Annotated in this window: 20 protein-coding genes; 3 read left to right on the plus strand and 17 right to left on the minus strand. The window is 63.1% G+C overall.

All coding sequences use genetic code 11. The features are described from left to right. Positions 1-101 precede the first annotated feature (101 nt). The 5 genes from C8J36_RS19530 to C8J36_RS25185 form a co-directional block, all read right to left on the minus strand. Entirely contained in the window at positions 102-1103 is a 1002-nt protein-coding gene (locus C8J36_RS19530) for an NADP-dependent oxidoreductase (RefSeq protein WP_132537028.1), read from the minus strand. 34 nt (positions 1104-1137) lie between these two features. After that, positions 1138-2001 carry an alpha/beta hydrolase gene (locus C8J36_RS19535; RefSeq protein WP_132537029.1) on the minus strand — a complete coding sequence of 288 codons (864 nt, stop codon included), beginning with the start codon at positions 1999-2001 and terminating at the stop codon, positions 1138-1140. An 85-nt stretch (positions 2002-2086) separates the two neighbouring features. Then, positions 2087-3097 carry an oxidoreductase gene (locus C8J36_RS19540; RefSeq protein ID WP_281029253.1) on the minus strand — a complete coding sequence of 337 codons (1011 nt, stop codon included), beginning with the start codon at positions 3095-3097 and terminating at the stop codon, positions 2087-2089. Next, on the minus strand, positions 3094-4863 hold the full coding sequence (locus C8J36_RS19545; RefSeq protein WP_132537030.1) for a sigma-54-dependent Fis family transcriptional regulator: 1770 nt from the start codon (positions 4861-4863) through the stop codon (positions 3094-3096). The genes C8J36_RS19540 and C8J36_RS19545 overlap by 4 nt, the downstream gene beginning before the upstream one ends. A 16-nt stretch (positions 4864-4879) precedes the next feature. Next, positions 4880-5209, minus strand: a complete 330-nt coding sequence (locus C8J36_RS25185; RefSeq protein WP_132537031.1) for a hypothetical protein — start codon at positions 5207-5209, stop codon at positions 4880-4882. On the opposite strand from C8J36_RS25185, the gene C8J36_RS19555 reads away from it, so the two are divergent. Next, positions 5202-6674, plus strand: coding sequence for a benzaldehyde dehydrogenase (locus C8J36_RS19555; protein WP_132537032.1), 1473 nt, complete (start codon positions 5202-5204; stop codon positions 6672-6674). The genes C8J36_RS25185 and C8J36_RS19555 overlap by 8 nt on opposite strands. Positions 6675-6750: 76 nt before the next feature. After that, positions 6751-7851, plus strand: a complete 1101-nt coding sequence (locus C8J36_RS19560) for an NAD(P)-dependent alcohol dehydrogenase (protein WP_132537033.1) — start codon at positions 6751-6753, stop codon at positions 7849-7851. 165 nt (positions 7852-8016) lie between these two features. On the opposite strand, the gene C8J36_RS19565 is transcribed toward C8J36_RS19560, so the two are convergent. The 9 genes from C8J36_RS19565 to pcaD form a co-directional block, all read right to left on the minus strand. Further along, the gene (locus tag C8J36_RS19565; protein ID WP_132537034.1) at positions 8017-9468 is read right to left on the minus strand and encodes an aldehyde dehydrogenase; all 1452 of its coding nucleotides are present in this window, start codon (positions 9466-9468) and stop codon (positions 8017-8019) included. 159 nt (positions 9469-9627) lie between these two features. Next, on the minus strand, positions 9628-10596 hold the full coding sequence (locus tag C8J36_RS19570; protein ID WP_132537035.1) for a PDR/VanB family oxidoreductase: 969 nt from the start codon (positions 10594-10596) through the stop codon (positions 9628-9630). A 20-nt stretch (positions 10597-10616) separates the two neighbouring features. Continuing rightward, positions 10617-11348 carry a GntR family transcriptional regulator gene (locus C8J36_RS25025; RefSeq protein ID WP_062596868.1) on the minus strand — a complete coding sequence of 244 codons (732 nt, stop codon included), beginning with the start codon at positions 11346-11348 and terminating at the stop codon, positions 10617-10619. Positions 11349-11351: 3 nt separating this feature from the next. Further along, entirely contained in the window at positions 11352-12398 is a 1047-nt protein-coding gene (locus tag C8J36_RS25030) for an aromatic ring-hydroxylating dioxygenase subunit alpha (RefSeq protein WP_062596867.1), read from the minus strand. Between the two features lie 239 nt (positions 12399-12637). Continuing rightward, the gene (locus C8J36_RS19580; RefSeq protein ID WP_132537036.1) at positions 12638-13702 is read right to left on the minus strand and encodes a 3-carboxy-cis,cis-muconate cycloisomerase; all 1065 of its coding nucleotides are present in this window, start codon (positions 13700-13702) and stop codon (positions 12638-12640) included. A gap of 3 nt (positions 13703-13705) precedes the next feature. Next, positions 13706-14326 carry a protocatechuate 3,4-dioxygenase subunit alpha gene (gene pcaG / locus C8J36_RS19585; protein ID WP_132537037.1) on the minus strand — a complete coding sequence of 207 codons (621 nt, stop codon included), beginning with the start codon at positions 14324-14326 and terminating at the stop codon, positions 13706-13708. Between the two features lies 1 nt (position 14327). Further along, entirely contained in the window at positions 14328-15068 is a 741-nt protein-coding gene (gene pcaH, locus C8J36_RS19590; RefSeq protein ID WP_132537038.1) for a protocatechuate 3,4-dioxygenase subunit beta, read from the minus strand. Next, positions 15065-15487: a 4-carboxymuconolactone decarboxylase gene (pcaC, locus tag C8J36_RS19595; protein ID WP_132537039.1), complete on the minus strand. Its 423-nt coding sequence runs from the start codon at positions 15485-15487 to the stop codon at positions 15065-15067. Before pcaC ends, pcaH begins: the two co-directional genes overlap by 4 nt. Next, positions 15484-16302 (minus strand): 3-oxoadipate enol-lactonase, encoded by an 819-nt coding sequence (gene pcaD / locus C8J36_RS19600; protein WP_132537040.1) that lies wholly within the window; start codon positions 16300-16302, stop codon positions 15484-15486. Before pcaD ends, pcaC begins: the two co-directional genes overlap by 4 nt. A gap of 85 nt (positions 16303-16387) precedes the next feature. On the opposite strand from pcaD, the gene pcaQ reads away from it, so the two are divergent. Further along, positions 16388-17347: a pca operon transcription factor PcaQ gene (gene pcaQ, locus C8J36_RS19605; RefSeq protein ID WP_132537041.1), complete on the plus strand. Its 960-nt coding sequence runs from the start codon at positions 16388-16390 to the stop codon at positions 17345-17347. Between the two features lie 117 nt (positions 17348-17464). On the opposite strand, the gene C8J36_RS19610 is transcribed toward pcaQ, so the two are convergent. The 3 genes from C8J36_RS19610 to C8J36_RS19620 all read right to left on the minus strand — a co-directional run bounded on the left by C8J36_RS19610 (position 17465) and on the right by C8J36_RS19620 (position 21156). Continuing rightward, complete coding sequence (locus C8J36_RS19610; protein WP_132537042.1) at positions 17465-18646, minus strand: lactonase family protein; 1182 nt, start codon at positions 18644-18646, stop codon at positions 17465-17467. 90 nt (positions 18647-18736) lie between these two features. Beyond that, positions 18737-20059 carry a GH1 family beta-glucosidase gene (locus C8J36_RS19615; protein ID WP_132537043.1) on the minus strand — a complete coding sequence of 441 codons (1323 nt, stop codon included), beginning with the start codon at positions 20057-20059 and terminating at the stop codon, positions 18737-18739. Between the two features lie 116 nt (positions 20060-20175). After that, positions 20176-21156, minus strand: a complete 981-nt coding sequence (locus tag C8J36_RS19620) for a mannonate dehydratase (RefSeq protein WP_062596859.1) — start codon at positions 21154-21156, stop codon at positions 20176-20178. Positions 21157-21164: the final 8 nt, after the last annotated feature.

The following is a 21164-nucleotide window of genomic DNA, read 5'->3' on the forward strand; positions in this document are numbered from 1 at the left end:
TGGGCCCTGCCAGGATCGACCGGGATCACGCCCGGTCGATCCTGAAGCCTGCTCCGCAACGGCAAAGCCGAAGAGGCGTTCAGACGGATCTCGACCGATTGCTACTGCACCTCGATGACGACCTTGCCTCTCGCGCGGCCGGTCTCGACATAGGCCAGGGCATTGCCCGTCTGCTCGAACGGGAAAACCTTGTCCACGACAGGCTTGATGACGCCGCTCTCGATCAGCGCCGCAATCTCGGCCAATTGTCGTCCGTCGGCGCGCATGAAGAGGAAGTCGTAGCGGACGCCGAGCTTTCGCGCCGTCTTGCGCGCACCGCGGCTGAGCAGGGTGAAGACGAGTTTCAGAAAGCCATTCAGGCCCTGCGCCTTGGCGAAGGCGGGGTCCGGGGGACCGGAAATCGAAATGAGGTGACCGCCAGGCCTCAGCACCCGCAGCGATTTCTCCAGCGTCTTCTGGTCCTGGCTGTGCAGAACGAGGTCGTAGCCGGACAGCACGGACTCGAAATCCTGGGTCTTGTAGTCGATCACCACATCGGCGCCCAGGCTCTTGACGAGTTCGGCGTTCTTCGCACTCGTGGTGGTGGCGACGGTCGCACCGAGATGTTTGGCAAGCTGGATGGCGAAGGTACCGACACCGCCGGAACCGGCCTGGATGAAGACCTTGTGGCCTTTCCGGACCCTGCCCAGCTCGACCAGCGCCTGCCAGGCCGTCAGCCCCACCAGCGGAATGGAAGCGGCTTCCGTCCAGTTGAGGTTCTTCGGCTTGAGCGCGACATCGCTTTCATGGGTTGCAATGCGCTCCGCAAAAGTGCCCACTCGGTGATCCCGCGGCCGTGCATAGACCTCGTCGCCCACCTTGAAACCGCGAACACCGCGGCCGACGGCCAGCACCGTGCCGGCAAGGTCGTGGCCGAGAATGAAGGGAGGTTTATACGGGAGGATCAGCTTGAACTCGCCGTCTCGGACCTTGGAATCCAGCAGATTGACCGCCGTCGCCTTGATCTCGATCAGGACGTCGTTGACCCCAACGACGGGTTCGGCCGCATCGGCTCTGCCCAGGGCGCCGTTCTTCTTGTATTTTTCAACGATGAAAGCCTTCATAGGCCTGTTCTCCAAGGTAAAAGTGAATGGGCCGTCAGGCTGCAAGAAACGTCAAGGCCGTCTTGCTGAAGGCGTCATGATTCTGGAAGATGCCGCCATGTCCGGCATCGGGATAGATCACAAGCTCGGCGCCTGCGATGCGTTGCGCCATGTCGATGCTGTTTTCCGTCGGCACCATGATGTCGTTGTCGCCGTTTGCGATCAGCACCGGGATCTTGAGAGCACCGAGGTTCTGGGGCGCATGGCGGCCCCAGGCCGTGATCGCCTTCAGCTGCCGCAGAAACACCTTCGGCGTGACGTCCTTGTCGCGATCCGCCTTGCGCTCTTTCAAACGCGCCAGAAAAGCCTTGGCGGCGTGGCGGCCATTGGCCGTCGCGGTAAAGAACAGATAGAACTTGGGGTCGCGCAGCGTCAGCATACCCTTGAGGATCAGCGGCCAGGAGACCCGACCGACCCTATCGATGCCCTTGCCGCCCGCGGGACCGGTGCCGGCGAGGATCAACTTTCGCACCAGACCCGGCGCCTTCAAAGCGACATCCTGCGCGACGAAGCCGCCGAGCGAAAAGCCGAGCAGGTCGACCGTCTCCAGGCCCATCTGCCGGATCAGGCGGATCGTGTCCTGCGTCATCTCGTCAACGGTGAGCGGCGCACTGCCGCCCGATCCGCCGATGCCGCGATAGTCGATCGCGATCACCCGGTGATGAAGGGCGAGCGCATCCACAACGCGCGGGTCGAAATTGTCGAGCACCGCACCCCAGTGGTTGAGGAGGACGATCGGGACGCCGGTTTTGGGACCGAGCTCACGATAGGCGAACGGAACCCCGTCAATCGTGATGCTCTGATTGGGTGCGTCGATGTAGCGATGGATGGTGCGTGAAATGCTGGTGATACTGGACATGTCTTGCCCTCTTTCATTGCAGACTTTTGGCGTTGCAGACGTTTGGCGACGGATAGCGGCAGGAGAACAGGGGCAGATCGGCGGCCTAGCCCAAGCCGAACTGCTTGTGCAGCACCTTGTCGAAGAGCGACCGCGGCAGAAAGCGACGGGCAAAGGCGCCTTGCTGCGCAACCTTGCCCGAGGGATAGCGCAGCTTCGGCTTCGGATCGGTTGCGGCACGCAAGATGGTGTCCGCAACGCTTTGCGCCGTATCGGCCGCCTTCATCGACTTGTCATAGGCAACGGTGTAACCCGTGCGAAGACGATCATAATCCTTCAGCGGCGCATCGGCGGGTACAGAGCTCGACTCGAACGAGGTGTTCGTCGCACCCGGCTCGACCAGCAGGACACGGACGCCGAAGCCACGAACCTCATGATCGAGGGCTTCGGAATATCCTTCAAGGGCGTGCTTGGTCGCGGAGTAATGTGTATTGAACGGCGCCGGAATGAAGCCGAGCCCCGATCCGACGTTCAGGATGCGGCCGCTCCCCTGTGCGCGCATGATCGGCAGGACAGCATTGGTGACACGCACGACACCCAGAACATTGGTATCGTAGAGCGCCCGAACCTGTTCGAGAGAGCTCTCTTCCGCTGCGCCAACAATCCCGAAGCCTGCATTGTTGATGACGAGGTCGATGCGGCCGAGTTCCGCATGCGCTTCCGCGACGGCGGCAGCCACCGAGGCGTCGGAGGTTACGTCGCACGCAATCAATCGGATGCCATCGCGAACTTCGCCCGGCGCGGCTTTACGGCTCGTGCCGATGACCCGGTATCCGGCCTTGGTCAACGTCATTGCCGTCATCTTGCCAATGCCACTCGATGCGCCTGTCAAAAACGCCGTTTTCTGATCGCTGCTCACGCCACACACCTCTTGCTGTCTGTCGATCGGGTTTGCCGCCACGAGAGCGTTCGACCCGGTTTGATGATGTTCGTCATCATTAAATATGACGATCGTCATCATTGAGTCAAGAGGCTTGCTTGATGACATCCGAATATTCGGCATGTGCAGCGGTGTACCGATCGGCAGGTGCAGCGATGCACCGTGTCGATCGATCATCCCAGGTGCCCGAGTTTCCTCAGCCGATATTCCAGCTTTGCGCGCGTTATCCGGAGTTGGCGCGCCGCAGCGGAAATGTTGCCGCCTGCGGCGGCGAGCGCCGAGCGGTAGAGCTCTGCCTCAGCCTGCCTGAGCGCGTCCGGTGTCGTCATCGGATGCCCCGCGCCCTCGCCGCGCTCGGAAGACGGCGAAGTCGCGGTGATGCGACCGCCTTCGCTCAGCTTCAGCGCCAGCGACGGCAGCGTCTCGAAACCGGTGAACATGTGCTGCAAGTCGATCAACGACCCGCCCCCGGAAAAGATGACGCCGCGCTCGACGAGATTCTGCAGTTCGCGAATATTGCCGGGGAAATCGTAAGCCAGAAGCGCGTCCATGGCGCGGCGGGTAAAACCGGCGACATCGCGCCGATGGCGCTCCCGGAAGAGCTTGAGGAAATGTGCGGCCAGCAGCGGGATATCGTCGCGGCGGTCGCGAAGCGGCGGGATGACGATCGGGAAGACGCAGAGCCGGAAATAGAGGTCCTGTCGGAAGCGCCCGCCCCTCACCTCTGCGGCGAGATCGACATTCGAGGCGACGACGACGCGGACGTCCACCGGTATCGTCTTCGTGCCGCCGACACGCTCGATCTTCCGCTCCTGGATGGCCCGCAGCACCTTGCCTTGCGCCGAATAGGTGAGAGAGGCGATCTCGTCGAGAAACAGCGTGCCGCCATGGGCGCGTTCGAAATAGCCGGCGCGGGACTGGATGGCGCCGGTAAAGGCGCCTTTCTCGACGCCGAAGAGTTCCGACTCGACCAGGGTTTCGGGGATCGCGGCGCAGTTGATCGGCACGAAGGGCTTGTCCCTGCGCGGGCTGAGCCGGTGCAACTCGTTGGAGAACAGCTCCTTGCCCACGCCGGATTCGCCGATGAAGAGCACCGTAGCGTCCGTGTCGGCCACCTTTTCCAGCATCAGCCGGGTCCGCAGGAAGCTTGCGGAAACGCCCACCACCTGACCATCCGCGACCTCGGGAGACGTCGCCGTCGAGGTCGGCACCCCCGTCTTCACCGCGACGGGACGCCGGCCGGTCCAGTCGAGGCCGAGAAAATGGCGTTCCGGAGCGTCGTCCCCCCAGGCATCGGCATGCTGGCCGACAACGAAGCAGCGCGGTGCGCCCATGGCGGCGCATTCGATTTCGCGGAAGACGACCGGCTTTCCGAAGAGCGTGCTGGTATAGCCCGAGGGATAGCCGGTCTGCATCCAGCAGACGGGCTCGCTGGCGATGCCATAGCTCGAGAGATGTTCCGCGGCTTCCGAGGAATCGTCCCAGTAGAATTCGCCGAAATAGGTGCCCTTGCGCAGATCGAACTGGAACTGCTTGGTGGTCACCTTGACGAAGCCTTCGAGCGTATGGACGCGCGGACCGGCGGCCAGGGCGTGGGTCAGATCTTCCTGCGCAAAACGCTTCTGGATCAGTTCCGCATCGCGAACGCCCTGCATGTAGCCGACGCGCATGAACAGACCCTTGGCGGCCTCCATCCCAAAAGCATCGATGATCTCCTGCCGAAGCCGGCCGAGAACGAGCGACTGGATCAGGAGCATGCGCTGGTCGTTCAGCCAGATCCGGCCGTCGCCGAGCGCAAAATGCAGTGCTTCCGCGAGGTCGGAGAGCGTCGGGGTCGCCCCCGTATCGAGTTCGCTGAAGGCGCCGCGCGTCAGGATCTTGCCTGTCTTGCGGGAGGCCTCGGCAAGGGAAATCAGGTGATCGGACGGCTGTCGGTCTTTCATGATCAGATCGATACTTTCATGAATTTCGGAAAGCGTATTTCACAATTTCATGAAATTCAAGATGCCGGACCTGGCATCGTCCGGAACTATCGCTGCCCCTGAAATCAGGAACGTCCGCAATGACTTGCAGCGTCCCCCACCAGCATGACGCGTTGGCCAGAGCATCTGGCACGGTCTTTGCAATACCAGTGCGACCGCTGGAGGAAGCGGCAGGAGGCTTTAAACCAGGCGATACGACCGCAGTGCGACGAGACAGCCGATCTCGTGACGGCGGAGCCGTGCCTTCGCTTTGGATGCCTTTGCTTTCGAGCACGGCGCGATTTTTGAGGAGGAACACGATGAACATCGAAAACCAGAATTTTCTCGACAGCGAGCGCTGGCAGGGTCGCGCTTTGTTCGGCGATTGGCAGACGACCGCGGCCGGCGTGATGGATGTGACGGATGCGGCGACCGGCGCGGTCATTGCCTCCGTCGGCCTCGGCGGACCGTCCGACATCGCGCGCGCCGCTGCCGAAGCGCGCGCGGCCCAGAAAGCCTGGGCGAAAACCCTGCCCACCGAGCGGGCGCGCATTCTGTCCAGGGCCGCCGACCTTCTTGAAGAAAACCGTTCGGAGCTGATCCCCTGGATCATGCGGGAATCCGGCTCGATCTATCCGAAGGCCGGCATCGAGATCGGGGATGGCGCGCTCTTCATTCGGCATGCGGCGAGCCTGGCGACCCAGCCGATGGGCCTGTTGATCCCGTCGATCGACGAGCGGACCAGCTATGCCAAGCGCGTGCCGCACGGCGTCGTCGGCGTGATCTCGCCGTTCAATTTTCCCCTCGTGCTGTCGGTCCGCTCGATCGCTGCGGCCCTGGCCTTCGGCAATGCCGTGGTCCACAAGCCCGATCCGCGCACGCCGATCTCGGGCGGCATCATCATTGCCCGGATCTTCGAAGAGGCCGGACTGCCCAAGGGCGTGCTTCAGGTCGTCCCTGGCGGCGCGGATGCCGGCGAGGCGATGTGCACCGACCCCAATATCGCGATGATTTCGTTTACGGGCTCGGCGCGAGGTGGCTCCAAGGTCGCGGAGATCGCAGGCAAGCACTTCAAGAAGGTGCAGCTCGAACTCGGCGGCAAGAATTCGCTCATCGTTCTCGACGACGCCGATCTCGATATCGCCGCATCGAACTCGGCCTGGGGTGCCTTCCTGCATCAGGGCCAGATCTGCATGGCGACGGGTCTCATCCTGGCCCATGAAACCATCGTCGATGCCTTGACGGAAAAGCTCGTCGCCAAGGCATCCCATCTGCCGGCAGGCGACCCCTCGAGCCAGCAGGTGGCGCTCGGCCCTGTGATCTCGGATGGGCAGGTGGCGGCCATTGAGGCGATCGTCGCCGACGCCGTCGCCAAAGGCGCCCGTCTTCTGGCAGGCGGCACCCATGACGGCCGCTTCTATGCAGCGACGGTCCTCGCGGGTGTCACGCCGGACATGCGGGCCTTCGAGGAGGAAATCTTCGGACCTGTCGCCTGTATCGCCAGCTTCAAGACGGATGCGGAAGCCATCGCCTTGACCAATGACAGCGACTACGGGCTTGCCGCCGGCATCATCTCGTCCGACACGGCCCGGGCTCTCCGGATCGCGGACGAGCTTGATGTGGGCATGGTCCATGTCAACGACCAGACGGTCAATGGCGGTCCTTTCGCGCCGTTCGGCGGTCCACGCAAATCCGGGAACGGCACCCGCATCGGCGGCCCGGCCGACATCGAGGAATTCACTACCTGGAAGTGGATCTCGGTCAAGCACGCTGCCACGGCCTATCCCTATTGACCCCTCCCAGCAGCGGGAGGCGGGGCCCTGCGCGCCCGCATCCCGCGCCAGCCACACCTCATCTCGGAGACCTGCCATGCAGATCACAGCCGCCATCGCCCGCACTCAGGGCGCAGACCTCAGCTTGGAAATCATCGATATCGAAGAGCCGAGAGACAATGAAATCCTCGTCAAGGTCGTCGCGACCGGCGTTTGCCATACCGATATCGTCGTGCGCGACGGCATGTTGCCGACACCGCTGCCCGTCGTGCTCGGTCATGAAGGCGCCGGCGTGGTCGAAAAGGTCGGCCGTGCCGTCTCGAAGGTCAAGCCCGGCGACCGGGTGGTGATGACGTTCAATTCCTGTGGCCACTGCCCGACCTGCCAGGACCAGCATGCCAGTTATTGCCACGAGTTCTTTCCGCGCAATTTCTTCGCCGCGCGGACGGATGGTTCGAGCGCGCTGTCTGTCGGCGACGAGCGCATCAACGGCAATTTCTTCGGGCAATCCTCCTTTGCCACTTATGCCATCTGCCATGAGGTGAACGTCGTGAAGGTGCCGGAGACAGCGCCGCTCGAACTGCTCGGGCCGCTGGCCTGCGGTATCCAGACAGGGGCCGGTGCCGTGATGAACGCGCTCAAGGTCTCGGCCGGAAAATCAGTCGCCGTGTTCGGCTCGGGTTCGGTCGGGCTCTCGGCCATCATGGCCGCCAATGTCGTCGGCGCGACGACGATCATCGCGATCGACATGAACGATGAGCGGCTGGCCGTCGCGCGGGACCTCGGCGCCACACATGTGATCAATCCCGGCAAAGTCGATGCGACGGCGGAGATCCTGGCGATCACGGGCTACGGCCTGAATTTCGCGCTCGATACGACGGGAATTTCCAGCGTTATTCGCGGCGCGGTGATGGCGCTGGCGCCCATGGGTACCTGCGGCATTCTCGGTGCGTCGGCCATGGGAAGCGAAATCCATCTCGACGAGGTCCATTTCATGAGCGGCGGCCGCCGGCTCATGGGCATCGTCGAGGGTGAATCCAATCCGGATACCTTCATTCCCGTGCTCACCGAACTCCATGCTCAGGGACGCTTCCCCTTCGACAGACTGGTGACGTTTTACGACTTCGCCGACATCAACCAGGCGATCCACGATTCCGAGAGCGGACGTACCATCAAGGCGATCGTAAGGATGCCATAGCCGAAAAGGCGACCAATGACGAAACACGGGGTCACGGGACAAATCGACCGGGCCTGACAACGCCCGGTCGATGGCTGCCTGAAAAGGTCGCCTCAGAAATCGTCCCCCGAGAGGTCCGACTCGTTTCGGAAACGCCACCCTTTCAATGTCGATGCCGGCAAAATCCTAGAAAGGATAATGCTGGTTCGGGTCCTCGATCGTGACCCAGCGTAGCTCGGTGAATTCGGCGATCGCGGCCTTGCCGCCGAAGCGGCCGTAGCCGCTGCCTTTCACGCCGCCGAACGGCATCTGGGCTTCGTCGAACACGGTCGGGCCGTTGATGTGGCAGATGCCGGATTCGATGCGTCCGGCAACCGAGAGGGCGCGCTGGATATTGCGGCTGAACACGGCGCTCGACAATCCGTATTCGGTATCGTTGGCGATGCGGATGGCATCCTCCTCGCTCGATACGCGGATGACAGGCTTCACGGGACCAAAGCTTTCCTCGGAGTACAGGCGCATGTCGGGCGTGACGCCGTCGAGCAGCGTCGCCTCCACGACGCTTCCATCGCGCTTGCCGCCGGCCACCAGTCTCGCGCCCTTCGATATGGCGTCGGCGGTCAGATCGTCCATCTTGGCGGCGGCTGCCGCGCTGATCATCGACCCCAGCACGACATGGCCGCGCGGATCGCCAGCCGGAAGGCTTTTCGCCTTGGCTGCCAGCTTTGCGACGAACTCGTCCGCCACCGCCTCGTGCACGATGAGGCGTTCGGTCGACATGCAGATCTGCCCCATATTGGCGAAGGCGCCAAAGGCTGCCGCATTGACGGCGCCGTCGATATCGGCGTCGTCGAGCACGATCAGCGGTGCCTTGCCGCCGAGCTCCAGGAGAGCCGGTTTCAGGTGCCGGCCGCACAGTTCGGCGATGATCCTGCCGACCTTGGTCGAGCCCGTGAAATTCACCCGACGGACCCTGTCGTCGGAAATCAGATGCTCGACGATCCCGGCCGCGTCTTCCGGGGCGTTGGTGATCACGTTGATGACGCCGGCCGGCAGTCCGGCATCGACCAGGCATTGCGCGATCAGACGATGCGTTCCCGGGCACTGCTCGGAGGCTTTGAGGATGACGGTGTTGCCGCAAGCCAGCGGCATGGCGACGGCGCGCGTGCCGAGGATGACCGGCGCGTTCCAGGGCGCGATCCCGAGACACACCCCGGCCGCCTGCCGCATGCCCATGGACAGGGAACCGGGCTTGTCGGAGGGAATGATCTCGCCGGAGATCTGCGTCGTCATGGCCGCGGCTTCGCGCAGGATGCTTGCGGCAAACATCACGTTGAAGGCACCCCAAGGACCGGTCGCGCCGGTTTCCACGGTCACCAGTTCGGAAAATTCCGCGACGCGGGACGCCATGACATCTGCGGCTTTCAGAAGGATCTTGCGCCGTTCGCCGGGCCCTGTCTTCGACCAGGCAGGGAATGCCGCCGCGGCCGCATCGATCGCATCCTGAGCATCGCGGAGGCTGGCCGCGGCGGCCGTCGTCGCGACACCGCCGGTATAGGGATTGATGCGGTCGAAGGTATGCCCGCCTTCGGCGTCACGCTCGGAGCCGTTGATCAGCAGAGGAATGGTCGTCGTCATGGGTATCTTCTCCGTCGATGAGTAGGCGGGTTTCGGTGCGATATTTTCGGACAGGGTCGAGCAGGCGGCGGCTCATGGCGCAGATGCACGCCGCATAGTGCGCGCAGTCCCGACCTCACAGGCGGCGATGCCGTCCGCATCGCCGGGCTGCATCCGTTTCTAGGTTCGATAGCCGATATCGATCACGGCGCGACCCCCGGTGAACCGCGAGACGCAGGCGCACATATGCTCGTTGCTGGCCTTTTCCGCCTCGTTGAAGAAGACGTCGCGGTGATCGACGTCACCGTCCGCTTCGACGATGCGCACCGCGCAGAGCCCGCATTCGCCTCTCTGGCAATCGTAGATCATATCGACCCCCGCGCCGATCAGCGCATCCAGCAGCGACTGGTCGGGCCTGACCGTCGTCTGGATGCCACGATTGAGCACGGAGACCTCGAAGGCGGTCTCGGTGAATGTCCCGTTGTCGCCGAACACTTCGTAGCGCAGACGGCTGACCGGACGACCGCTTTCGAGCCAGACGCGCTTGACGGCCTGCAGCAGTCCGAGCGGTCCGCAGACATAGGCTTCTCCATTTTCCGGCAGAGCAGCGATCTCCCGGGCGAGGTCCAGATTGCGGCCCTCGTCCGCCGGAAAGATCTCGATCCTGTCGGCCAGAAGGTCGGAGAGTTCATCGATGAACGGCATGACGCTGCGCGAGGCACCGCCATAGATCATGCGCAGATCCTGACCGGCTGCCGCCAGCGTGCGCGCCATTCCGTAAATGGGGGTGACGCCGATGCCGCCGGCGATCAGCAGATAGCGGCTGGCACGCCAGGACAGCTCGAAGCGGTTTTCCGGCGCCGTCACCTCGACCGCATCGCCCGGTCTGAGCGATGCGATGAAACGCGATCCCCCGCGGCTGTTGGGATGCCGCTTGGCCGCAATCGCCAGACAGCCTGCCGGCGCCGGCAGACAGGTATAGGTGCGGATGGCGCGGGCGCCGTTGATGAGAACGGCGATATTGGTGTGCGAGCCGGGATCGAAGGGCGGGAGCGTGCCCTGCACGTCGAACTCGACCCGATGGACCCCTTCGGCGATTTCCGCGGTCGAGCGGACGCTTGCCTGCCGCCACTCCATGTTCATGCGCATCGTGTCTCCTCCCAGAGTTTTTACGCGACAACCAGTGCGAGGCCCGGCACTTTCAGGATCAGACTGCGATCCTCGCTCATGATGAATTCGAGATTTTTGCGCGCCAGCCGCGCATGTTCGCGACCCAGAAATTCGGCGCGCGCGCCTTCGCGGCCTTCCAGCGCGCTCACCATGTCCCGATGCTGCCGCTGCGCGAAAACCAGCGACTGGCGAAAGGCCGGAACGTCCTCCTGCTTCTCCAGAAAGGCGCTGGGCGAGGCGAAGGGCAGCTGCACGATACGCTCCAGCTCGCGCCGCATGGTCTCGCTGCCCGGCAGCAGGGCCAGTGCCGCGTGAAACTCCGCATTCCGCTCGACATACCGCTCGAAATGCATGTTCTCCAGACGGTCGGTAAAGGCCTCGTCGAGCGCGCGGACCAGCGACCGGAGATGCCCGAGCCGCGCCGCCGGCACGCCGCGTTCGGCCGCCAGCCGGAGCGCCGTTCCCTCCATCAGCCCGCGCAGTTCGATCGCATCGAAGACGTCGGCCGTGGTGAAGCTGCGGATGGCATAGCCGCCCGACGGGATCAGCTCCAGCAACCCTTCCTGCTCCAGCCGCGACAGCGCGGCCCGGAGCGGCGTGCGGGATACGCCGAGCATTTCGGAGAGGGCGACTTCGGAAAGGCGCTCGCCGGCAGCCATGCTTCCGCCGAGCACGATGTCGCGCACACCGAGCAGGGCTTTCAGCGTCTGTGTGTCCCGCTTCGGCTCCATGTCCTACTCCGCGGCCAGCCGGACGGCCTGTTCGCCATCGATCATCCGGTCGATCAACTTACGCGCCCACATCGATCCGGCATCGATGTTGAGATTGTAGAAGACATGGTCGGGGTTTGCCTCGATGGCCTTCTGCTGGGCTTCGAGAATGTCTTCGTCCTCGCGGAAGACGCCCGCGACCGCCTCGCGCAGCTTGTGCGTCCAGGCCTGGTTGCCGATGTCCCAGTTGCGCGCGAAGGCCCAGAAATAGTGACAGGTGGAGTCGGTCTCCGGGGTCATGGTGTTGAGCACGAAACCATTGACGCCCTGGCTCCTGTCGCCCTGCGGCGCGCCCGTGCCGGCAACCGCGACACCGACGTCGATGGCAACGGTCGACGGCGCCTGGAAGTGGATGATCTGCCACCGATCGACTTTGCCGGGCCGGCGCAACTGATCCGACCAGAAGGGTGGCGCGTCGATCCCCTCCATCCAGCGCGTCACCGTCGCGGTCGTATCCGAATGCGTGACCGTAAAGGGCGCTTCCGCGACGGCACGGTTGCCGATCGATGAGCCGTGCACGAAGGTCTCGTGGGTGAGGTCCATGAGATTGTCGACGACGAGCCGGTAGTCGCATTTCACATGGATGACCTTGCCGTCGCCGGCCCATTCCGGATCGTCGTTCCAGTGCAGGTCGGGGATTTTGGCCGGATCGGCAAGAGCCGGATCGCCCATCCAGATCCACAGGAAGCGATGACGCTCCTCCAACGGGTAGCTCTTGACGCAGGCCGAAGGATTGATGGTTTCCTGGGACGGCATGTAGACGCAGCGGCCCGTCTCGTCGAATTCCAGCCCGTGATAGCCGCAGATAACATTATCGCCGTGCAGCTCTCCCTTGGAGAGCGGCAGCAGCCTGTGCCAACAGGTGTCGGCGAGTGCTGCGGCCTTCCCGTTCTGCTTGCGAAACATGACGACGGGCGTGCCGCAGATGGTTCGAGACAACAGCGCCCGCTTGACTTCGACGTCATAGGCGGCAGCGTACCATGCGTTCACAGGAAATGTCTGAGGTTTCATCGCTTCACTCCTCCAAGCGTTCGCTAAAGCATACCACCTGTATACAGAGAATGTCAATTATCGATATAATCGGCGAAAATTATCAGATTGATTGCATTCCTGTACACATTCTTCATCCGAGATGTTTGTTGCAAGCCTTGAGCGGGGCGCGCCCGCACCTCTCGGGCATGGCGAAATTTCGGCGCCATCGACGCTTTGCAGGCTGTCCTCGCCCCTTGAAATTTGACGTGGACCCGCCCTCAGCCTTTGGTGTCGCTGCCCAGGGAAGCGATCGAGGCGGTCAGGCGGATGGTCGTCGATAAGGCGACACCGGTCGCGGCCACCATGTGGGGCAGGCTCAACCATTCCAGCATCCACGCCGCGCCGGATCGTTCCTGCTCGTGCACAAGCGCCTGATGCATGGCCGACACCTGCGTGGCATTGAAACGGGCGAGCGTGACCAGAAGCTCTGCCGTTACCGGGTTCTGCTTGTGCGGCATGGCGGAGGAGCCGCCACCGCCGGTCAAACGGATTTCGCCACCCGCTTCCGCCATCAGAGCCACATCCTGCCCCAACTTGCCGAGACTTCCGGTCAGAAGCGACAGAAGACCGGCGAATTCCGCGATGTCATCGCGCTGGCTTTGCCACTGCGCGCGATCGGGCAGGCCGAGGTGCGCGGCAAGCGCGGCGCGAACCGCCTCGCCCTTGCCGTCGAGTTTCTCCAGCGTGCCCGCGGCGCCGCCGAACTGCAACGCGAAACCCTGTGCTGCAAACGTCGCAAGCCGCGTCTTCGATCGCCGAAGCGGGGCCACCCATGAACCGATGCGATCGGCGACGGCAATCGGAATGGCCGCCTGCATCCGGGTGTAGCCCATCATGCTCCGCTTGCCATCGCGCCGGTCCAGTGCCTCAAGCGCAGCGATGCAGTCTGCCAGGCGCGATGCCAGAATATCTGTCGCCGTCTTCAACCGCAGCATCAGGCTGGTATCGATGACATCCTGGCTGGTGGCGCCGAAATGAACCTTGCCCGCCGCCGGGCCGCCCACAGCCATGCGCAACTGCGTGACGAATTCGGGGATGACGACGCCATCCCGGGCGACGCCCTGCGCGAGGAGCGCCATGTCCGGCGCGAAACCGGCAAGCCGTGATGCGATGAAGGCCGCATCCTCGTCCGCAAGGACGCGACAATCGGCTTGCGCCTGCGCCAGCGCGACCTCGAACCTCAGCATGGCCTCGATATCGGCCTCGGCAGAAAAAAGGCTGATAATCTCGGGATCGCCGAGAAGGCCGGACAGGAACGGATGTTCGAAAGGAGAAAGGCTCATGGTTCAGATATCGAAAAACACGGTTTCGCCTTCGCCCTGCAGCCGGATGTCGAAACGATAGGTGTTCTCCCCTTCCCGCTTGGCGATCAGCGTCGGTATGCGATCCTTGTGGTCGATCCGGGCAAGGACTGGATCCTCGCTATTGGCCGTCTCCTCTTCCGGAAAATACAGGCGGGTCTGCAGGCCTAAGTTGATGCCGCGAGCCACGATCCAGACCGTGATATGCGGCGCCATCCAGCGCCCGTCCTTGAATGGCACCCGGCCTGGCTTGATGGTTTCGAAGACGAATTCGCCGGTATCCATATCGCCCGGCGAGCGGCCCCAGCCGAGAAAATGCGGATCGGCCGCACCGCGGGTTTCGCTCGGACTGTTGTAGAAGCCGGCATCGTCCGCCTGCCAGATTTCCACCAGCGCATCCTTCAGCGGATATCCGCCGCCGTCAAAGACCGTACCACGCACGGTGATGCGGGTGCCGCGCGTCTGCTCGTTGTAGAGGGCGCCCGAACCAAGATCCTTGTCGAAGACGCCGGTGATGCCGGCGAAATTCGGCGTGCAGCCGATATGAACATAGGGACCGGCGGTCTGCGAGGCGGTTTCCTTGAGATAATAGAGCGGTTGGACCATCTCAATTGCCCTCCGGGCGGTTCTCGAACAGGGTGGAGCGACGGCCGCGCAGCACGATGTCGAAGCGATAGGCCCGCATGTCCATGGGGATCGTCGCATTCAGGTCGAGCGGCGCGATCAGCCGGCGGACGGCATCCTCGTCCGGAATCGTCTTAACGATCGGACACGTCCAGATGAGCGGATCGCCCTCGAAATACATCTGCGTGATCAGACGCTGCTGGAAACCGTGGCCGAACACGGAAAAATGGATATGGGCCGGACGCCAGTCATTGACTCCGTTCGGCCAGGGATAGGCGCCGGGCTGGATCGTCTTGAACCAGTAGGTGCCGTCCTCGTCGGTGATGGTCCGTCCGACGCCGCCGAAATTCGGATCGATGGCGGCGAGATAGCTTTCCTTCTTGTGGCGATAGCGACCGCCGGCATTGGCCTGCCAGAACTCCAGCAGGGCGCCGGCGACACCTCGGCCGCGCTCGTCCAGCACGCGACCGTGGACCAGAATGCGCGGACCGATCGGCATTTCGCCGGGCGTGGCATAGTTGAGGATCAGGTCGTTATCGAGCGGGTTCAGCATGCCGTGACCGAAGACCGGCCCGGTGATCTCGCTCTTCGTGCCTTCCAGCGAAATCAGCGCGCGCTGCGGCGAACGCAGGATCGAGGTCTTGTAGGACGGCGTATAGGCGGGCGGATGGATGGCGCGGTCGCGGGCGAAGAACGGCGTGGTTTCGGGCGGACGGTTGGTCATGTCCTCTCCTCCGGGGTCTCTGGTTTCGCTGCACCGGCCGAACGTTCCGCCAGCGCAGCGCGCGCAATCTTGAAAGCGTGGTTGGCGGCGGGAACGCCGGCATAGATCGCCACATGCATCAGCGCTTCGCGAATATCGTCTTCACTCGCACCGGTCTGAGCCGTGGCACGCACATGCATGGCCACTTCCTCGTCATGCCCCAATGCGGCCAGAAGCGCGATCGTCACCATCGAGCGCTCGCGCTTCGTCCAGTGCGTGTTCGACCAGACCGTTCCCCAGGCTGCTTCGGTGATCAGCGTCTGGAACGGCTGGTCGAAGGGTGTGGCCAGACCGCTCGCGCGGTCCACATGGGCGTCACCCAAGACCGCACGTCGTGTCTCCATGCCTTTGAGATAGCGTTCGGACGGCGCGTCGTTCATCGTTTCGTCTCCGGCAAGGTCTTCAAAAAAGCAGCGACGGTCGCCGCATAGGCGTCCGGCTGCTCGATGCAGGGAATGTGGCCGCAGTCGGACACCTGCGCGAACACGCTGCCCGATATTAGAGCTGCGAGGGAACGGACGAGATCGGGCGGCGTCGAGCCGTCCTGGTCGCCGGCAATGCAGAGCGTCGGCACCGCAATCCGCGGGGCGTCCTCGGTGAAATCCGCGTCGCGGATGGCAGCGCAGGTTCCGCAATAGCCATCGACCGGCTGACGCGCGAGCATTGCCCGGCAACCGGCATACAGCGCGTTGTCCGCGGTCCGGAAGGGGGCCGTGAACCAGCGCTCCATCACGGGATCGACCATCCCGTCCAATCCTTCTGACATGATCGCGGAAATGCGGGCGTCCCACATCTCCGGCGAGCCGATCTTGTGGGCGGTGTTGGAGAGCACGAGCGCTTGGACGAGATCGGGACGCCGGACAGAGAGCGACTGCGCGATCAGCCCGCCCACGGACAGGCCCCAGACGATGGCTTTCCCGACCTTGAGATGGTCGAGCAAGGCGGCAAGGTCGTCCGCATGCGTTTCGATCGTGTAAGGCGGCGTGCCGATACCGGACAGGCCGTGGCCGCGCTTGTCGTGGAGGACATAGGAAAAAGCCGAGCCGAGCGTCGCCATTACGGCATCCCAGATGCGGTAATCGGTGCCGAGCGAATTGGCGAAGGCAATCACCGGCCTGTCATCGGTGAGGTCAGCCGGATCGAGGCCGACCGTCCGATAATGAAGTGCGGCATCGCCGACCTGCAGGAAATCCATCGCCTCACCCTCCCAAACGCGATATTGCAACGACGATCCGGTTCAGTAAAATGAGTTTTTGTCCTCAAAGGATAACCATACAGTTATGCTTGATAGCGTCGATCCCCGGATCAAGTTCCGCCATCTGCAAAGTTTCGTCGAAGTGGCGCGGCAGAAGAGCGTCAGCAAGGCCGCCGCCATCCTGCATGTCAGCCAGCCGGCCGTTACCAAGACGATCCGCGAACTGGAGGACATTCTGGGCGTCGCGCTTCTTGAGCGGGATGGACGGGGTGTTCGCACGTCGAGCCATGGCGACGTTTTTCTCCGCCATGCCGGGGCGACCCTGACGGCCCTTCGCCAGGCGATCACCTCGGTCTCGCAGGAGACGATGCACCACGGACCGCCGGTGCGCATCGGCGCGCTTCCCACCGTGTCCGTGCAGATCATGCCACAGGCAATGGCGCTCTTTCTCGCCGAAAAGACCGGCAGCCCCACCAAGGTGGTGACCGGCGAGAACGCCGTCCTGCTCGAACAGTTGCGCGTCGGCGATCTCGACCTCGTCGTCGGTCGTCTGGCGGCCCCCGACAAGATGACGGGCCTGGTCTTCGAGCACCTTTATTCGGAACACGTCGTCTTTGCGGTGCGCGCAGGTCATCCGCTCCTTGCGGATGGCGCCGATATCTTTGCCGGATTGCGCACCTGCCCCGTGCTGATGCCGACGCGCCAATCCGTGATCCGGCCGATCGTCGATCAGTATCTGATCGCCAATGGCGTGCCGACGCTGCCCACACAGATCGAGACGGTGTCCGACGCTTTCGGTCGCGCCTTCCTGCGCATCAGCGATGCCGTCTGGATCATTTCCGAGGGCGTCGTCGCCGGTGATATCGCCGATGGCGTCCTCGCCGCCCTGCCGCTCGACACGGTCGATACGCAAGGACCCGTGGGCCTGACCATGCGGGCGGACACCTTGCCCACCCTGCCGCTCACGCTGTTGATACAGGCCATCCGCGCGACCGCATCCGCGGGGCGGACAGCTTTCGAACGGCATCGGACCGTTCGGACATGAAGGGATGTTCGGCTCACGCCGACATTCCGACACGGCCGGCCCGTCCGGCTGACACGAGATTATCGCAAGCGCTTCTGCTGCTCCCTCATGCAGCCCGCTTGCATTCAAGGCGCGCGGTCATGGCAGATCGACGATTTCGATCCAGCTCGCGCCCTTGCCAACGGGATAGCGGCCATGTTCCGTCAGCGCACCGGTCTTCCGGTCGATGGCATAGACCGAAAGCTTGTCGGATTTCTCGCCCGACGCGATCAGGAATCGACCCGCAGGGTCGATCCGAATGCCACGCGGTTGCTTCTCAGTGCTGACGCTGTCCAGCCGCTTTAACGCGCCGGTTTCGGGCGTGACCGCAAAAGCCGTAATGATGCTTGTCGAACGCTCGGTGGCATAGACGAAACGGCCATCCGGGGTGATGGCGATATCGGCAGCCCAGATCCGCGGAGGCGGCGCGACGGCGCTGGCAGGGGCCGACGGTGGCGCCAGGGGCGCAGAGAACGGCGGCGGTGGCGGTGGGGCAACGCCCGGCTCCAGCGTCGAACCGGGCGGGAGGACCTTTGCGGTATCCTTTTCGGTCAGCGTCCCCATGGACGCATCCAGTGCGTAGTGGATAATCTCGCCGGTGAGTTCGGTCAGAATATAGACGGACCGGTTGTCGGGCGAGACGATGATATGGCGCGGCCCCTGCCCCGGCTTGGTCTGCACGGATGCCGGCTCGTTCGGTTCCAGCAGGCCCGTCTCGGCATTCAGCTTGTATTGAAGCACCGTATCGGACCCGAGATTGGTGGCGAACACGTACTTCCCGCTTCGGTCGGTGACAATGGCATGCGCATTCCGCCCCGTCAGAACGACCTGCTTGGCGCCATCCTTGACCAGACCACCATATCCGACCGGCAGAGTGGCGATCTTGTTGCCGCCATAGGAGGCAAAGAACAGAAGCTTGCCTGCGGGGTCGATCGAGACATAGGGCATGCTGTCGGGAAGTGCTGCCGATGCCTTTTCCGTCAGGCTTCCGCTCGAAGGGTCGATCGCATAGGTCAACACGCGGTATGGCTGGGATCTGACCACGGCATAGAGATGCGTCCGGTCCGGGCTGACGGTCATGGGCATGACCGCGCTGCCGGCCGCGACATCCCCGATCGCCGTGAGTGTGCCGCTCGCTTCGTCCATTTTATAGGCGTCGATCTTCCCCTCCGTCGCGGCGGAGACATAAACGAAGGTGTCGGCGCGTGCGAGTGTCACAGGCGCCATCGAAGCGACGCCGATCGTGAAACAAAGGAATGCGGCTGGGCGGATCTTGGGCATGGGCGTTCCTCGACGTTTGAAGGGATGAGCGGTCGCCGCCGCAGAAGAGAACCACAGGTCTCTTCTGCCGACGGAGGTCGTCTGCAAGGCCTATGCCGTTGGCTGGCGCCCCTCTGTCAGCATGGCCTGGAAGTCGTAATAGCTCTGCTTGGGTTGCCGGTCGCGCGTCACCGGGTCCATGCCGACAAGGCCGAATTTCGGCTCGTAGCCTTCCGCCCATTCGAAATTGTCGATGAGGGTCCAGGCGATGTGTCCGCGGACGTCGGCACCCTGCTGCTGCGCCGCGCGAATTGCAGCGAAATGCTTGTCGAAGAAGGCGGTGCGTTTCGCTTCGTCTGTTTCGGAAATGCCGTTCTCGGTGACGTAGATCGGCAGACCGGGATAATCACCGGCGGCGCGAAGCAGGAATTCCGTGAGTGCCTGCGGGTAGATCTCCCAGCCGACATTGCTCTTCTCCAGATCGCCACGGACCTGGACGAACGGGAAGACGGGCACGCTGGCGTCGTGCCTGTAGAGAAAGCGCGTGTAGTAGTTGATGCCGATCCAGTCGATCGGCGGGCTGATCGCCTGGAGATCATCCTGCCAGTTGGTCGGCAGATACGGCTCCAGGATATCCGTGACGCGCTGGGGATAGCGCCCCTTGATGGCGCCATCGAGGAAGAACCGATTGAAGATATCGTCTCCAAGAGCCGCCGCTTCGATATCCTCGGGCGTCTGGCTGTAGGGCTCGGCTTTCTCCATATTGACGACGATGCCGAGCTTGGCGCCCGCACTTTCCTCGCGCATGGCGGAGATCCCGTGACCATGTGCCAGGAGAACATGATGCATGGCGCGTGCCGTCGCCCGAACATCCCTGTAGCCGGGTGCGTGCACACCCATGAAATGGCTGAGCACGGTGATGCACCACGGTTCGTTGAAGGTCGCGATGCTCTCCAGCCGGTCGCCAAAATGCCGGCTGACCACGGCCGCATAATCCGCAAAGGCCTTGGTGGTATCGCGGTTCATCCAGCCGCCACGATCCTGCAGGGCGCTCGGTAGATCCCAATGATAAAGCGTGGCGAAGGGCTTGATGCCTCGCTCCAGCATGCCGTCGATCAGCCTGTCGTAAAAATCCAGACCGGCGCGATTGACCGTCCCGACCCCTTCGGGAAGGAGGCGCGACCACGCAAAGGAGAAGCGATAGGCATCGAAGCCGGCATCGCGGATGAGGGCGAGATCTTCAGGCCAGCGATTGTAATGGTCGCAGGCGATGACGCCGGTATCGGCATTCCTCGTGTTGCCGGGTGTCGCGGCAAAGGTGTCCCAGATCGACGATCCCCGGCCATCCCTCTGGCCGCCTTCGATCTGATGTGCGGCCATGGCAACGCCGAAGACGAAATCCGGGCCGAAATCGGCGCGTTTGTGAGAAAACATGGTCCGCTCCCAAGTCTGGTACCGCCGTCGGCATCATCGGCACGACAGGCTCTCCAAGCCGATCCGTCAGACCGGCTTGTCACGATCGGCCGCCGCACGGACGGCCGGAGACAGTATCAAGCGCCGAAGGCATCCAGTGCCTGCAGCAGACCGGCGGTGTATCCGTAGCAATAGGCGAAGGCGACACCCTGCGGGTCGCGGCCGGCAATCGCCGGCACATGATCCGGCATGATCATGTAGGGATAGCCGACCTCCTTGTAGACTTTCAGCGAACGCGCCATGTCCATGTCGCCCTCGTCCGGGAAGGTCTCCGTGAAGGAGAGCTTGCGACCGCGAATATTGCGGAAATGGAGGTTGAAGATCTTCTTCCGGCTGCCGAACCAGCGAATGACGTCTTCGATTTCCTCGCGCGGATTGTCGAGCATCTCGCCAACCGTGCCCTGGCAGAAATTGAGGCCGTGATAGGCGCTCTCCCGCATCGTGACGAATTTCTTCAGCCCGTCCACCGTGCCCAGCACGCGCGTCACGCCCTTGTAGCCGGGCGGCGTATAGGGATCGTGCGGGTGGCAGGCGAGACGCACGCGATTGGATTCGGCAACGGGCACGACGCGTTCCAGAAAGTAGTCGATCCGCTCCCAGTTTTCCTCTTCGGACAGGACACCGGCAAGACCGGGGGCCGCGTTCTGATCGGTCTTGTCCCAACGGAAGGACGCGTTGAGAGAGCCGCCCCGGCCCTTCTCGTCCGGCGTGCGGGGAATGCCGATCAGGTTGAGATTGTATTTGGCAGCGGGAATGCCGGCCTTGGCCAGGTTCTCGATAAGCGCGCAGATCGCATCGATCTGCCGGTCGCGATTCGGCCCCGCAAGAAGGATGTCGGGATAGGTCGCCGTTTCGATGGGGCTCGAGGGCAACGGCAACTGGATCATGTCCAGGACAAGTCCGAAACTCTCGACTTTCTCGCGCAGCCGCGTCAGGTCATCGAGCGACCAGCGGTCGAGCGGACCATCCGGATCGGCGCAGATGTGGTTGACTCCGAGTTGCGACCAGACGCGATAATCATCGTCGTCGCGCGCGGCAAGTTGCGTTCCTACATACATGTCATGCC

Source organism: Rhizobium sp. PP-F2F-G48 (genome assembly GCF_004342335.1).
Taxonomy (GTDB): domain Bacteria; phylum Pseudomonadota; class Alphaproteobacteria; order Rhizobiales; family Rhizobiaceae; genus Ferranicluibacter.